Below are 12,265 nucleotides of genomic sequence, written 5' to 3'. Positions count from 1 at the left end.
CCCGGCCTTGATCTGAGGACGCCCATGCTCCACACCCGTTCCATCGCCGCTGCCGCTGTCGCTGCGTGTCTCGGTGGCCTTGTCCTGATGCCCACGCAGTCCCAGGCGGCGCCCAGCTCGGTGCATCTGTACAAGATCTACTACGACAGCCCCGGCTCGGACACCCGCACCAACACCAGCCTCACCAACGAGTGGGTGCAGATCCGCAACACCACCGCCGCGGCCGTCAGCCTCACCGGCTGGACGCTCGTGGACGCCGCCAACCACCGGTACGTCTTCGGCGCCTACACCCTCGGCAAGGGCAAGACGGTGACCATCCGCACGGGCAAGGGCACCAACACCGCGACCAACCGGTACCAGGGCCGGGCGGCCTACGTGTGGAACAACGACCGGGACACGGCGACCCTCAAGAGGTCCACCGGGGCGATCGTCGACACCTGTGCCTACAACTCCACCAAGGTCGACTACAAGATGTGCTGATCCGAGCAGTACGCGAGAGCGCAGGCGCCCACCCCTCGAGGGGTGGGCGCCTGCGAGCATTTCCGGCCCCGTTTCCGATCACGTGTGTGACGTGAATGGGACGGGGCACTCGGTGGCCTGGAGGCCGAGAGCCATCGGCCCCGCCATTTGCACTTTCCGACGCATCATCAATAACGGGTCGACGGCCGGCAATTCAGCCGATCGAGCGACAGAGGAGAATTCATGAGTGAGAACATCTGGGGCTACCAGCCGACGACCGGTTACACCCCGGGTCACAGCCTGGTGGGATTCAAGGTCGAGGCGACGGACGGTCACATCGGCAAGGTCGACAAGCACTCCGACGACGTGGGGGCGGCCTACCTGGTGGTCGACACCGGTGTCTGGATCTTCGGCAAGCATGTCCTGCTGCCGGCCGGCACCGTCGTCCGCGTCGACGCCGCCGAGGAGAAGATCTACGTCGACCGGACCAAGGAGCAGATCAAGGACGCTCCCGAGTTCGACAAGGACAAGCACATCGGCGACGCCGGAAATCACGACGAGATAGGCGGCTACTACGGCCGTCCGCTCGCCTGAACGGCATGCACCCCGTGAAAAGGGGGCCGGCCGGAGATTCCTCCGGCCGGCCCTCTTCTCTGTGTCATGCGCTTCATTTCGTGCGCGGAATCCAGGTCATGCCGGTTTACCGAGGGACCAGCCGGCGACATCCGCAAGCCGCCCCCGCCACAAAGCGGCGGTCACCGGATGGGGGGTGCCGGTGAAACAGGTGGTGTCCCGCAGATGGATCCATTGCGGAAGGCCCTGGTGGCCGTCGTCGCCGGCCATCTCGTCCAGGGCCTGGTCCACCGATTCGGGAAAGGACGCGAGGAGTTGAGCGCCGGGCCCTTCCATATGCCGCAGGCTCTGCGCCCAGTCCGCCTTCCACGCCTCGTGGGCGATCAGATCACCGTGGATGACAGCGCCGGGGACGTTCAGCGTGATGGGCAGACTCATCCGGGGATCCTGTCCCAGGAGGCGGATCAGCAGCTGCAGTTGGAGATCCGGCACGGGTTCGGTGATCACTGATGTCCGCTCTCGCTGTGTCGGATCGGAAGGGCCGTTCATCGGTGTGCTCTCCCTCATTCGGTTTGCTGCGGCCAGGCGGCGACCGCGTCCTCCACGGTCGGGTACGTGACGAAAACCTGATCCAGACCGAGGATGCGGAAGACGCGCTGCACGCGGTCGGGGACTCCTGACAACGCCATGCCGGCCTGGGCCGCGAGGACATGATTGCGGGCAGCGAGGAGGACGGTGATCCCACTCGAGTCGCAGAAGGTCAGGGCGGTCAGATCGACGACGAGCTGTGTCCCCGGGCGCAGTTCCAGTCCGGACAGCAGGGCTCGGACCTCGGAGGCGGTGTCGTGGTCCAGTTCACCCGCCAGCTCGACGACCGGGCCGTTCGGCCCGGAGCGGGTGGTGACGCTCAGTTCACTCACGGTGGCTCTTCACTGGACGGAGGGGCACGCTGATGGCGAGGACGGCGGCGTCGTCGTCCACGCCGGCGCCGAAGGATGCGAGCAGGTCGCTCAGGGCGGTGACGGCGGCCGACGCAGTCGTCGGCGCGAGGGCCCGCGCGAAGTCGAGGAGCGCTTCGTCACCCCAGCGTTCGGCGGACGCGTCGGTACGGGCCTCGGTCAGGCCGTCGGAGTAGAGGATCAGTGTGTCGCCGGGATCGAGACGCACGGCGACCGTGGCGACGTGGGCGTCGGGCAGGACGCCGACGAGCTGTCCTCCCGGGGTGGGCAGGTAGTCGGCGGTGCCGTCGGCCCGCAGAAGCAGGGCCGGCGGATGCCCGCCGCCGGCCAGCGTGACGCGGAAGCCGTCGGCGTCGGGGGTCAGCACACCGAAGATGACCGTGCAGAATCGCGGGTCGTGCCCGTGGTACTCGTGGTTCAGCACGGTGTTCAGATTGCTGATCACCGCGGCGGGGGCGGGGTCGTACACCGCTGCGGCGCGCAGCGTGTAGCGCGCCAGGGACGTCACGGCCGCGGCTGCCGTTCCCTTGCCGCACACATCGCCCAGGAACAGGCCCCATGTCCCGGCGGCCAGCGGGAACAGGTCGTAGAAGTCGCCGCCCACCTGATCGATGGAGGCGATGTGATAGTGCGCGGCCACATCCAGACCCGGTACGGGCGCCAGAGCTGGGGGCAGCAGCGTCTGCTGGAGGGTTGTGGCGAGCTTCTGGAGGCGCTCACGTTCCGTGTCGGCCTCCCGGCGGGCGCGCAGCAGCTCGGTCTCGTACGCTCTGCGGTCCCGCGCGTCGAAGATCGTGGTGCGGATCAGGAGCGGCCGGCCGTCGCTGCCGGTCTTGACCGTCGAGGTGACCAGCACCGGCAGCCGGACTCCGTCGGCCGTCCGCAGCTCCAGAGCGATGCCGTTGATCTCCCCCTGCATCTGCAGCAGGGGGGCGAAATGCGTCTCGTGGTAGAGCCGGCCGCCGACGGTGAGCAGGTCGGCGAAGCGCTTGCGGCCCACGAGGTCCTCGCGGCGGTACCCCAGCCAGTCGAGGAGTGTGGCGTTGACCTTGGCGATCTGCCCGTCGAGGAGCGTCGAGAGGTAGCCGCAGGGCGCGTTCTCGTAGAGGTCCTCGGCGCTGTCCTCCAGCAGAGCGGAGAAGCGTGCCTCGTCGTCGCCCGGCTGCTCCGCATCCGGGCACGGTTCAGGCCCGCCGTCACTCGTGTCGCACATCATCGAGTCGTACCGGCGAAGGCCGCGATCGCCTTGGCCGTCGCCTCCGGTGCGCTCAGCTGCGGGCAGTGTCCCGTGGCTTCCAGGGTGACCAGCTCGCTGCCCGCGATCCGGGCGTGGACGTACGCACCCACCTCCGGCGGGGCGATCGCGTCGTTCGAGCACTGGGCCACCAGCGTCGGAACCGTGACCTTCGCAAGATCCGCCCGGTTGTCGGACAGGAACGTCGTCCGGGCGAAGACCCGTGCGATGTCCGGGTCGGTGCGGCAGAAGCTGTTGGTCAGTTCGTCCCCGAGCTCGGGCCGTTCCGGATTGCCCATGATGACCGGCGCCATCGTCGCCGACCAGCCCAGATAGTTGCTGTCCAGGGAGTCCAGCAGTTCCTCGATGTCCGCCGCGCTGAACCCTCCCCGGTAGTCCCCGTCGTCGATGTAGCAGGGCGACGGGGTCAGCAGAACGAGCCGCTCGAAGGCGTCCGGTTCCCGGGCGGCGGCCAGCACACCGACCATGGCGCTGACCGAGTGCCCCACGAAGGTCACCGGGCCCGCTGCGAGGTCTCGGCACACCTCCAGGACGTCGTCGGCATATCCGTCCAGCGTGGAGTACCTCTCCACGCTCCACGCCGCCAGATCCGACCGGCCGGCTCCGACGTGGTCGAACAACACGACCCTGAAGTCGCGCGCCAGATGGGGCACCACGAGGCGCCACATGTTCTGGTCGCAGCCGAACCCGTGCGACAGCACCACGACCGGGCCGTCTTCGCGGCCGGTCACCCTGACATGATTTCTGCTCCGCACGTCCATATGGCTCATCCTTCACCCGCGTTCCCTCGAAACACGAATCCGCACCCACCGTCTTCCGGATTCGGTGTTCCCCGATGCGGCGTTCCCCAGCGGGCCCACGGCGTTCCGGCCCGCGGACAGGCGTTGACAGGTACGCGCGGTGTGGGACAGGCTCCCCGATCATGCAGCCCCTCGGTGACCCGACGGTCACGCTCGTGGAGCGCCGCCACGTCGACCTGGTCCGTGTAGCGAGCGCCATCTGTTGCGTCTGAGTCGCGTCTGAGCCCTGCGGCTCCGAGCGCTGAACTCCCTGTCGTTGTCTGACCGGCCTCCGCGGCCGCCTCTTCCTTCGCCCTGCCCTCCCATGCCTGAGGACCCTGTCCGCAGGCGCGTGGTGATCCGACACGGGCAGGTCTCTTTGTCTGGAGACGTCATGGTTTCACGTGAATCCGAGCTGTCCCGTCGCACCTTCGGCGGGGTCATCGGCGCCGGCGCGGCCGCCGCTGTGGGGGTGACAGCGGGTGGGGCACAGGCCGCCGAACGGCCCTTCACAGCCGCCCCGCGACGCCCTTCCCGCAGGCCCAACATTCTCTTCATCCTGGGCGACGACCTCGGCTGGGCCGACCTGTCCTCGTACGGGTCCCCGCACATCAGGACGCCGCATCTCGACCGGCTCGCCCGGCAGGGTGTGCGCTTCACCGACGCCTACTCCGGGTCCGCGACCTGCTCGCCGACCCGGTTCTCCCTCTACACGGGCCGCTATCCGGGCCGCACCAAGGGCGGGCTGGCGGAGCCCATCGCGGACCGGTCCGTGGGGCTCGAACCGACCCATCCCACCCTCGCCTCGCTGCTCGGGGACGCCGGCTACGCGACGGCGCTGATCGGCAAGTGGCACTGCGGCTATCTGCCGGACTACTCGCCCACCAGGTCCGGCTGGGACGAGTTCTTCGGAAACTTCGGCGGAGCGCTGGAGTACTACTCGAAGCTCGGGCTCGGCGGTGAGTACGACCTCTACGAGGGCGATGCCGAGTACCGGGACCTGCGGTACTACACCCGCATCCTCACCGAGCGCGCGAGCGAGTACGTACAGCGCGACCACGACAGGCCGTGGCTGCTCAATCTCAACTTCACCACCCCGCACTGGCCCTGGATCGCCGACGGGGACACACGGGAGAGCGCCGAGATCGTCCGCAGGATCAAGGCCGGCGACGGGCGGGCGCTGTGGCACGCCGACGGCGGGTCCATCGAGAAGTACCAGGAGATGGTCGAGGACCTGGACCGGTCCGTGGGGCAGGTGCTCGCCGCGCTCCGCAGATCGGGACAGGAGCAGGACACCCTTGTCCTCTTCGCCAGCGACAACGGCGGTGAGCGGTTCTCCTACAACTGGCCGCTGAGCGGCAACAAGGCGTCGTTGCAGGAGGGCGGCATCCGGGTACCGACCGTGCTGCGCTGGCCGGCCGCGGTCGACGGCGGTCAGGTCAGCCGGGTGCCCGTGTTCACCCCGGACTGGACCGCGACCCTGCTGGACCTGGGCGGCGCCCGCCCGCATCGCGCCTACCCGCTCGACGGCATCAGTCTGGCCGGGTATCTGCGGCGGAGCGAAGAGCCCGCCGCGAAAAGGGAGTTGTTCTGGCGGGTGCGCGGCGAGCGGGCCCTGCGGCGCGGGGAGTGGAAGTACTACCGGGGCCGGAGCGGCCAGGACCAGCTCTTCCATCTGGCATCGGATGTGCGCGAACAGGCCGACAAGGCCGCGCTGCGGCCGGAGTTGCTGCGCGAGCTCAAGGCGGCCTGGGAGCGCACGGACGCCGGGCTGCTGCCGTACCCGGCGTAGGGGCCCGGTCGACGGACAGGGGGCCGATGCCGGAGGCGCACGGAGCACCACCGCGCGCCCCGGCTCAGACCACCCCGCTGACCGTCACCGTCACATGCACCGGCACCGATGGGCCGCGCGCGGGGCGGACCGTCTCCGCGACGGCCGCCCGTACCGCCCGGGTGACGTCCAGCGCACGATGGCCGCGCCGCAGGACGATGGTGACCTCGACGGTCCACGCCTCGGAGTCCTTCTGGCGCACGACACGCACTCCGCCGCCGGCTCTGGTCGTGTCGCCGGCCGGGCGGCCCCATCCGGAGCCGGACGAGGCGATGAGGAGGTCGGTGAGCCCGGGGCGCAGAAACGCCACGCCCCGGGTGCTGAGGACCGCGGTGGTGATGGCGTCCGCCAGTTGCGCGGACGGCTTGCTGTCCGTCATCGGTCTCCCCCTTCGTCGCCGGCCTCGGGGTCGAGGATGTCGGCGATCCGTACGTCGATGACAGCGACGTCCATGCCCAGTTCCGTGTCGGCGGCCGAGGTGATGTGCTCCCGGATGCGTGCGGCGACCTCCTGAAGGTTCCACGTTCTCGCCACGACGGCGTCCAGCCGGACGTGCACCGGACCACGCGGCCACCGGGCCGGCCCCGAATCCGCCGCGTCGAGCGGACGCACCACGCAGTCGCTGACGTGGACGCCGGCGAGTGACGCGGCCGCGGCCCGGAAGGTCCGGGCGGTGGCCGCCTCGGTGATCCACGTGTCCTCGTCGCTCCCGCCGAGCGGGAGGTTCCTGCCGGGGCTCAGCTCCAGGCGCACCACGTCCATGATCCGTGCGGTCCGGTCTGTGTCGTCGCCGGCGTCGGCGTCGCCGCCGGCGGAACCGCCGTCCCCGGCCCGGCGTACGACGTCGTTCAGCAGGGCGGTTTCGCTCAGCACGGCCGTGCAGTACGCGCAGGAGCGGGCGTGCGCATCGGGCTGCTCGCTCTGCCCCTGCTCGATGGTCCGGAACGGGTCGCGGCCGCACGGCAGAAGATCGACGTCCTGCGTCTCTTCCGTGCCGGGGCCGGCCTGCTCATGAGGGGCGTGAGGGTTCCGGGTCATCGCCGTACCACCGCCTCCCGTGTCGGGCGGCGGCGTGCGCGGACGCCTCGCGCGCGGGCCGGCTGCCGGTCGAGGCCCGTCATCTCGGCCATGGCCACGTGCTCACCTCGTCTGTCCATGGACACGCCCGACGACCGCGTGACGCGGCACGAGGGACGGTCCCGAGGAGTGTGCGGACGTTCCGCGACCGCGCAGCGGATCCGTGCGGCCGGTGCCCCCGGGTGCACCGTATCCACTGAACGCACCGAATGCCGTCACCTCTGTGACGAGGACATTGCCGTGGCGGGGGCACACGGAGGTCAGGGCCCTGTCGCCGGACCGGGCCCCCACCACGGATGACATGATCACAGCCGCTCCCCCGCACCACGCACCCCTGAGAGGCAACGCCATGACACGGCGCGTCCCCGCCCCCGACGGCATCGGCCTCGGCCTCAGGCCGGCCGCTTCCGCCCCCGCGGCCGCAGCCCCGGCGAAGCCCTGCGCGACCCCCCGCGCCCACACCGCCTGGTCGCAGCGGCGCGTGGCGCTGCGTCGCACACCGGTGTCGATGTGGAACGACGACGTGTCCGACTGGGCGGCGGCGCTCACCTACTACGCGATTCTCGCTCTGCTGCCCGCTCTCCTCGTCTCCGTCTCCGTCATCGGGCTGGTCAGCGACGCCACCACCGAGACGCTGATCGCCCATGTCACGGCGTGGGCGCCCGCCGAGGCGGGCAGCGCGCTCCAGGAGGCGCTGCGCGGGATGGCGGCTGAACGGTCCGCCGCGCTCACCCTCGTGGCAGCGGGCGGTGTCAGCGCCCTGTGGTCCGCGTCCAGTTATGTGGCTGTCTTCCGGCGGGCGCTGCATGCCCTCCACGGCACCGAGGACACACGGCCCGCCCTGCGTACGGCGTACCGGATCGTGCTGACGGCGATCACCGTGCTGGCCCTGCTGGTCGTCAGTGCGGTCGTCCTGGTGACCAGCGGTGCGCTGGCGGCCATGCTCGGCCGGTGGGCCGGCATCGGCGAGGGCGGCGCGGCGGCCTGGAGTCTGTTGAAGTGGCCGGTCCTGGTCGCGCTCGTCGCGGGCCTGGTGATGGTCCTCTTCCGTACGGGACCGACGTCCGCGCGCTGTCTGCGGCACGCGCTGCCCGGTGGTGTGCTCGCCGGCCTGCTCTGGCTCACCGCCTCCGCCGGCTTCACGGCGTACGTCTCCGGATTCGGCACCTACAGCAGGCTGTACGGCTCGCTGGCCGGGATCGTCGTCTTCCTGATCTGGCTGTGGGTGTCGAACCTGGCGCTGCTCGCCGGCGCCCAGTTCACCGCCGAACTGCACCGACTGGCAAAGGGCGCACCGGCGCAGGACCCGGGTCCGGCCGCCGCGTCGACCTCGTAGCTCGGGGCGTACGTGGGCCGGTCGCCCTGTTGCGGTCCGTCCGCGGCCCCTTGCTACGCTGCGCAGGCGCCCCGCGGGGGAAGTCCGGTGAGAGTCCGGCGCTGACCCGCAACGGTAAGCACGCCGCCTGGTGAACCAGGACGACGTGCAAGCCCGGTTACCCACGGAGCGTACGGAACTCCCCACTGCTCGCCGCGGACTGCGAGAGGGAAACCGCGCGCCTCGTGCCGTGCGGGCCGCCCTTGCTCACCTATGCCCGCGGCCCGATCCGAAGGACCGCGCGTGTCCGCAGCCACCGCCACGCCCGTGAAGTCTCCGGGGGCCGGTCCACCGCGCCGGACGCCTGCCGGGCCGCTCGCCGTCGGTCTCGCGGCCGCCCTGCTGCTGTCCCTCGTGTGCGGAGTGGCACTGGGAGCCTCGGATCTGACGTGGGGTGAGGTGCTGCGACTGCTGTGGGCCGGGCTGACCGGCGGAACGCTGCGGGCGGACGAGACGGCGGCCTACAGCATCGTCTGGGAGATCCGTTTCCCCCGCACCCTGCTCGCGGCCGTCGTCGGGGCGGGCCTTGCCACGACGGGCGTCGCCGTCCAGGCGATGGTGCGCAACGCGCTCGCCGACCCCTTCGTCCTCGGCATCTCCTACGGCGCGGCCGTGGGCGCCAACGCGGTGATCCTGTTCGGCACCTTCGCGGCGCTCGGGATCTGGGCGCTGTCCGTCTCCGCCTTCACCTCCGCGCTGGCGGCCATGACCCTGGTCTACGCGGTGGCCCGCAGTGCGCACGGTCTGACCCCGCTGCGGCTCATCCTCACCGGGACCGCCATGTCGTACGGCTTCTCGGCCGTCACCACCCTGATGGTCTTCGGCGCGGAACGCGGCGAGGCCGCACGGTCCGCCCTGATGTGGCTGCTGGGCAGCCTGAGCGGCGCGTCGTGGAACGCGCTGCCGATCGCGGCGGCGACGGTGGCCCTGGGGCTGGCGTATCTCGCTCTGTCCTCGGGCCGGCTCAACGCGCTGGCCATGGGCGACGAGACCGCGGCCGCGCTGGGAGTCAGCCCCGAGCGGCTGCGCCGCGAGCTGTTCGTCGTCACGGCCGGGGTCACGGCCGCCGTGGTCGCGGTGAGCGGTGCGATCGGCTTCGTCGGTCTGATGGTTCCGCACCTCGTCCGGATGCTGGTCGGCGCCGACCACCGGCGGGTCCTGGCCGTCGCGCCGCTGATGGGCGCGGTGCTCCTGGTGTGGGTGGACATCCTGTCCCGTCTGCTGCTCGCACCCGCCGAGCTCCCGGTGGGTGTGATCACCGCCGTGGTCGGCGTGCCTCTGTTCCTGGTGCTGATGCGCCGTCGTGGCTACGCCTTCGGGGGTCGATGATGCGGATCGACATCGAGCACCTGTCGGTCGACATCGGTGGTGCCCGCCTGCTGCGGGACATCGATCTGGGGGTCGCCGCGGGTCTGGTGGTCGGCCTCGTGGGCCCCAACGGCAGTGGCAAGTCGACGCTGTTGCGCTGCGTCTACCGGGCGCTGCGACCCTCGGACGGCGTGGTGCGTCTCGACGGCGAGGACCTGCACACCATGGACGCACGGGCCGCGGCCCGCGGTGTCGCCGCCCTCCCCCAGGACTCGGCCCCGGAGTTCGACTTCACGGTCGCCGAGGTGGTCGCCATGGGACGGCTGCCTCACCAGCGTGCCTCCGCGCTGGGCCGGCCGTCGGCGAACGACATCGCCGTGTGCTCCGAAGCGCTGGAGCGCGCCGGTGCGGGGCATCTGGCGGACCGTACCTTTCTCACCCTCTCCGGCGGTGAGCGGCAACGGGTGCTGATGGCCCGCGCCTTCGCGCAGTCCCCGCACGTGCTGGTGCTCGACGAGCCGACCAACCACCTGGACATCGCCCACCAGTTGGACCTGCTGGCGCTGGTACGCGACTGGCGGCCACCCGGCTCCGACCGTGCGGTGACCGTGCTGACCGCGCTGCACGACCTCAACCTCGCGGCGGAGTACTGCGATCTGCTGTACGTGATCTCCCAGGGCTCCGTCATCGCCTCGGGCCCGCCGGACGAGGTGCTCGCCCCCGAACTGCTGGCCGACGTCTTCGGGGTGCGCGCCCATCGCGTACGCCATCCCGAGACCGGCGCCCTGCGGCTGCTGTTCGACCGGCTGCCCGCGCAGGCCCCGATCCCCGTCGCGGCGCTTCCCGAAGCCGCTGTTCCCGAAGCCGCTCTCCCCGAATAGGAAGTCCGCATGTTCGCCATGTCCCGCCGCCGTTGCGCTGCCTTCGCCGTCGTTCTCACCCTGACGCTGGCGGGGTGCGGCGCGAAGAAGTCCGAGCCCTCCGACGCGAAGGGCGACGGCGGACCGGTGACCATCGAGAACTGCGGACGGAAGGTGACCTTCGACAAGGTGCCCCGGCGCGTGGTGACGAACGATGTCGGTATCACCGAGATCATGTTCGCCCTGGGTCTGGAGGACCGCATGGCCGGCTATGTGATGCCGGACGACAAGGGCGACCTGAACAAAGTGCCCTGGCGCGCCGGTTACGACAAGGTGCCGTGGCTGTCCAAGAAGGCGATCACGCGTGAGGTGGTGCTCGACGCGCGTGCCGACATGGTCTTCGCCGGCTGGAACTACGGCTTCAGCGAGGGCGACGGCATCACGCCGGACTCGCTGCGCAAGGTCGGTGTCGACTCGTACGTCCTCACCGAGTCCTGCCGCAACGGCAACGAGAAGGCACGCGGCATCATGCCGCCGCTCCAGGCCCTCTATACCGACCTCACCAACCTCGGAAAGCTCTTCGGGGTGGAGGACCGGGCCGCGAAGCTGATCGCCGACTTCAAGAAGCGGATCGCCGTCGTCGCGGCCAGGACTCCCGAGAGTGCCGAGCGGCCCACGGTCTTCCTCTACGACAGCGGCGAGGACAAGCCGTTCACGGCGGGCCGTTTCGCCGCGCCCGAGGAGATCATCACCAAGGCGGGCGGCACGTCCATCACGCATGACCTGGCGGACTCATGGACGACGATCGGCTGGGAGACGGTGGTCGAGAAGAACCCGGACGTCATCGTCATCAACGACTACGCGCAGCCGAGCGCCGAGGCGAAGCGGAAGTTCCTGCTGTCCTATCCCCCGCTGGCGCATGTCGCCGCGGTCAAGAACCGGAAGATCTTCGTGCTCGACTATGTGGACCTGGTGGAGAGCCCGCGCAATCCGGCGGCGATCGAGGCGCTCGCCGCGTATCTGCGGACGGTCGGCGGCTGAGGCCTGGCGACGCCGGGGCGCTGGTCGGGGGCGCCGCTCACGCGTGACGGCCGGCGAGTTGTGCCGGCGCTGCGCGTCGGCCCGGCGAGGAGTCGTTCTCGCCGGGCCGTCGACCACGCACACGTCCGGACGGCACAGCCGGGCCATGTCCTCGGGCGAGAGGTCAGCCCTGGTCGCCACCGGCGGCGGACATGTCCATCCAGATGACCTCCCAGTTGTGGTGGTCCGGGTCCTGGAAGGAACGGCCGTACATGAACCCGTGGTCCTGCGTCTCGCCCGCGGGCGAACCGCCGGACGCCAGCGCGTTGTCCGTGAGTTCGTCCACGCGCTCACGGCTCTCCGCACTCAGCGCGATGATGACCTCGCTGGTCGTGGAGGCGTCGGCGACGGCCTTCTTGGTGAAGTCCTTGTAGCGCGCCTCGGTGAGGAGCATCGCGTAGATGGTGTCGCTGATGACCAGACAGGCCCCCTGCTCGTCACTGAACTGGTCGTTGAAGGAGAACCCGAGCTTGCTCCAGAAGGCCTTCGTCGTCTCGAGGTTCTTCACCGGAAGGTTGATGTAGACCTGCTGTGCCATGTCCGTCACTCCGCTTTCGTGTCCGCGGCCGCCGCGGTGGCTGCCGTTCGGATAAGTAGACGGGCGGCGATCAGAAAACTCATCGGCTCGCGGAGGACGTGTTGCGGGTGGCCACCGGTTCAGCGCGCGGTGGCAGCCGGTACCGGCCTGCTGTGCGGCGGTCCGGAATGG

At 70.2% G+C, this 12,265-nt stretch carries 15 protein-coding genes and 1 riboswitch; of the genes, 8 read left to right on the top strand and 7 right to left on the bottom strand.

The genetic code is table 11. The features are described 5' to 3' along the window. Nucleotides 1-24 precede the first annotated feature (24 nt). Both ACQPWZ_RS33860 and ACQPWZ_RS33855 read left to right on the top strand, forming a co-directional pair. Complete coding sequence (locus ACQPWZ_RS33860; RefSeq protein ID WP_433573336.1) at nt 25-480, top strand: lamin tail domain-containing protein; 456 nt, start codon at nt 25-27, stop codon at nt 478-480. 222 nt (nt 481-702) lie between these two features. Beyond that, the gene (locus ACQPWZ_RS33855; RefSeq protein WP_433573335.1) at nt 703-1,053 is read left to right on the top strand and encodes a PRC-barrel domain-containing protein; all 351 of its coding nucleotides are present in this window, start codon (nt 703-705) and stop codon (nt 1,051-1,053) included. Nucleotides 1,054-1,149: 96 nt separating this feature from the next. Here ACQPWZ_RS33855 and ACQPWZ_RS33850 read toward each other — a convergent pair whose 3' ends face one another. Genes ACQPWZ_RS33850 through ACQPWZ_RS33835 form a run of 4 tightly spaced genes read right to left on the bottom strand, consistent with a single transcriptional unit; the run spans nt 1,150 to nt 4,007 of the window. Next, entirely contained in the window at nt 1,150-1,581 is a 432-nt protein-coding gene (locus tag ACQPWZ_RS33850) for a hypothetical protein (RefSeq protein ID WP_433573334.1), read from the bottom strand. A gap of 14 nt (nt 1,582-1,595) precedes the next feature. Beyond that, a complete protein-coding gene (locus ACQPWZ_RS33845; RefSeq protein ID WP_433573333.1) occupies nt 1,596-1,952 on the bottom strand; it encodes an STAS domain-containing protein in 357 nt (118 codons plus the stop codon). Next, on the bottom strand, nt 1,945-3,204 hold the full coding sequence (locus tag ACQPWZ_RS33840; RefSeq protein WP_433573332.1) for a PP2C family protein-serine/threonine phosphatase: 1,260 nt from the start codon (nt 3,202-3,204) through the stop codon (nt 1,945-1,947). The genes ACQPWZ_RS33845 and ACQPWZ_RS33840 overlap by 8 nt, the downstream gene beginning before the upstream one ends. Next, nucleotides 3,204-4,007 carry an alpha/beta fold hydrolase gene (locus ACQPWZ_RS33835; RefSeq protein WP_433573331.1) on the bottom strand — a complete coding sequence of 268 codons (804 nt, stop codon included), beginning with the start codon at nt 4,005-4,007 and terminating at the stop codon, nt 3,204-3,206. Before ACQPWZ_RS33835 ends, ACQPWZ_RS33840 begins: the two co-directional genes overlap by 1 nt. A gap of 74 nt (nt 4,008-4,081) precedes the next feature. Here ACQPWZ_RS33835 and ACQPWZ_RS33830 point away from each other — a divergent pair, with 74 nt between their 5' ends. Together ACQPWZ_RS33830 and ACQPWZ_RS33825 are read left to right on the top strand one after the other, a co-directional pair. Then, complete coding sequence (locus ACQPWZ_RS33830) at nt 4,082-4,258, top strand: putative leader peptide (RefSeq protein WP_383240777.1); 177 nt, start codon at nt 4,082-4,084, stop codon at nt 4,256-4,258. Between the two features lie 92 nt (nt 4,259-4,350). Beyond that, a complete protein-coding gene (locus ACQPWZ_RS33825) occupies nt 4,351-5,817 on the top strand; it encodes a sulfatase-like hydrolase/transferase (RefSeq protein WP_433573330.1) in 1,467 nt (488 codons plus the stop codon). A gap of 64 nt (nt 5,818-5,881) precedes the next feature. On the opposite strand, the gene ACQPWZ_RS33820 is transcribed toward ACQPWZ_RS33825, so the two are convergent. Both ACQPWZ_RS33820 and ACQPWZ_RS33815 read right to left on the bottom strand, forming a co-directional pair. Continuing rightward, nucleotides 5,882-6,235, bottom strand: coding sequence for an Asp23/Gls24 family envelope stress response protein (locus tag ACQPWZ_RS33820; RefSeq protein WP_327677254.1), 354 nt, complete (start codon nt 6,233-6,235; stop codon nt 5,882-5,884). Then, complete coding sequence (locus tag ACQPWZ_RS33815) at nt 6,232-6,894, bottom strand: Asp23/Gls24 family envelope stress response protein (protein ID WP_433573329.1); 663 nt, start codon at nt 6,892-6,894, stop codon at nt 6,232-6,234. Before ACQPWZ_RS33815 ends, ACQPWZ_RS33820 begins: the two co-directional genes overlap by 4 nt. Nucleotides 6,895-7,282: 388 nt before the next feature. Here ACQPWZ_RS33815 and ACQPWZ_RS33810 point away from each other — a divergent pair, with 388 nt between their 5' ends. The 4 genes from ACQPWZ_RS33810 (at nt 7,283) to ACQPWZ_RS33795 (ending at nt 11,517) form a co-directional block, all read left to right on the top strand. Next, nucleotides 7,283-8,269, top strand: a complete 987-nt coding sequence (locus tag ACQPWZ_RS33810; RefSeq protein ID WP_340477214.1) for a YihY/virulence factor BrkB family protein — start codon at nt 7,283-7,285, stop codon at nt 8,267-8,269. Between the two features lie 38 nt (nt 8,270-8,307). Then, nucleotides 8,308-8,452, top strand: a riboswitch (cobalamin riboswitch). Between the two features lie 69 nt (nt 8,453-8,521). After that, nucleotides 8,522-9,637, top strand: coding sequence for a FecCD family ABC transporter permease (locus tag ACQPWZ_RS33805; protein WP_433573328.1), 1,116 nt, complete (start codon nt 8,522-8,524; stop codon nt 9,635-9,637). Next, nucleotides 9,637-10,497: an ABC transporter ATP-binding protein gene (locus ACQPWZ_RS33800; protein ID WP_433573327.1), complete on the top strand. Its 861-nt coding sequence runs from the start codon at nt 9,637-9,639 to the stop codon at nt 10,495-10,497. The genes ACQPWZ_RS33805 and ACQPWZ_RS33800 overlap by 1 nt, the downstream gene beginning before the upstream one ends. Before the next feature lie 18 nt (nt 10,498-10,515). Beyond that, the gene (locus tag ACQPWZ_RS33795; RefSeq protein WP_383240789.1) at nt 10,516-11,517 is read left to right on the top strand and encodes an ABC transporter substrate-binding protein; all 1,002 of its coding nucleotides are present in this window, start codon (nt 10,516-10,518) and stop codon (nt 11,515-11,517) included. Between the two features lie 163 nt (nt 11,518-11,680). Here the strand turns inward: ACQPWZ_RS33795 and ACQPWZ_RS33790 are convergent, their stop codons facing one another. Then, on the bottom strand, nt 11,681-12,094 hold the full coding sequence (locus ACQPWZ_RS33790; RefSeq protein WP_327677266.1) for a VOC family protein: 414 nt from the start codon (nt 12,092-12,094) through the stop codon (nt 11,681-11,683). Nucleotides 12,095-12,265: the final 171 nt, after the last annotated feature.

It is taken from the genome of Streptomyces sp. CA-251247 (assembly GCF_050952975.1).
Taxonomy (GTDB): Bacteria; Actinomycetota; Actinomycetes; order Streptomycetales; family Streptomycetaceae; genus Streptomyces; species Streptomyces achmelvichensis.
This window is presented reverse-complemented; position numbering and strand designations above follow the sequence as displayed.

Coding starts and splice junctions, on each gene's coding strand:
- ACQPWZ_RS33860 (WP_433573336.1), top strand. CDS start 25: ATGCTCCACACCCGTTCCATCGCCGCTGCCGCTGTCGCTGCGTGTCTC.
- ACQPWZ_RS33855 (WP_433573335.1), top strand. CDS start 703: ATGAGTGAGAACATCTGGGGCTACCAGCCGACGACCGGTTACACCCCG.
- ACQPWZ_RS33850 (WP_433573334.1), bottom strand. CDS start 1,581: ATGAACGGCCCTTCCGATCCGACACAGCGAGAGCGGACATCAGTGATC.
- ACQPWZ_RS33840 (WP_433573332.1), bottom strand. CDS start 3,204: ATGTGCGACACGAGTGACGGCGGGCCTGAACCGTGCCCGGATGCGGAG.
- ACQPWZ_RS33835 (WP_433573331.1), bottom strand. CDS start 4,007: ATGGACGTGCGGAGCAGAAATCATGTCAGGGTGACCGGCCGCGAAGAC.
- ACQPWZ_RS33830 (WP_383240777.1), top strand. CDS start 4,082: ATGCGGCGTTCCCCAGCGGGCCCACGGCGTTCCGGCCCGCGGACAGGC.
- ACQPWZ_RS33825 (WP_433573330.1), top strand. CDS start 4,351: ATGCCTGAGGACCCTGTCCGCAGGCGCGTGGTGATCCGACACGGGCAG.
- ACQPWZ_RS33820 (WP_327677254.1), bottom strand. CDS start 6,235: ATGACGGACAGCAAGCCGTCCGCGCAACTGGCGGACGCCATCACCACC.
- ACQPWZ_RS33815 (WP_433573329.1), bottom strand. CDS start 6,894: ATGACCCGGAACCCTCACGCCCCTCATGAGCAGGCCGGCCCCGGCACG.
- ACQPWZ_RS33810 (WP_340477214.1), top strand. CDS start 7,283: ATGACACGGCGCGTCCCCGCCCCCGACGGCATCGGCCTCGGCCTCAGG.
- ACQPWZ_RS33805 (WP_433573328.1), top strand. CDS start 8,522: ATGCCCGCGGCCCGATCCGAAGGACCGCGCGTGTCCGCAGCCACCGCC.
- ACQPWZ_RS33800 (WP_433573327.1), top strand. CDS start 9,637: ATGCGGATCGACATCGAGCACCTGTCGGTCGACATCGGTGGTGCCCGC.
- ACQPWZ_RS33795 (WP_383240789.1), top strand. CDS start 10,516: ATGTCCCGCCGCCGTTGCGCTGCCTTCGCCGTCGTTCTCACCCTGACG.
- ACQPWZ_RS33790 (WP_327677266.1), bottom strand. CDS start 12,094: ATGGCACAGCAGGTCTACATCAACCTTCCGGTGAAGAACCTCGAGACG.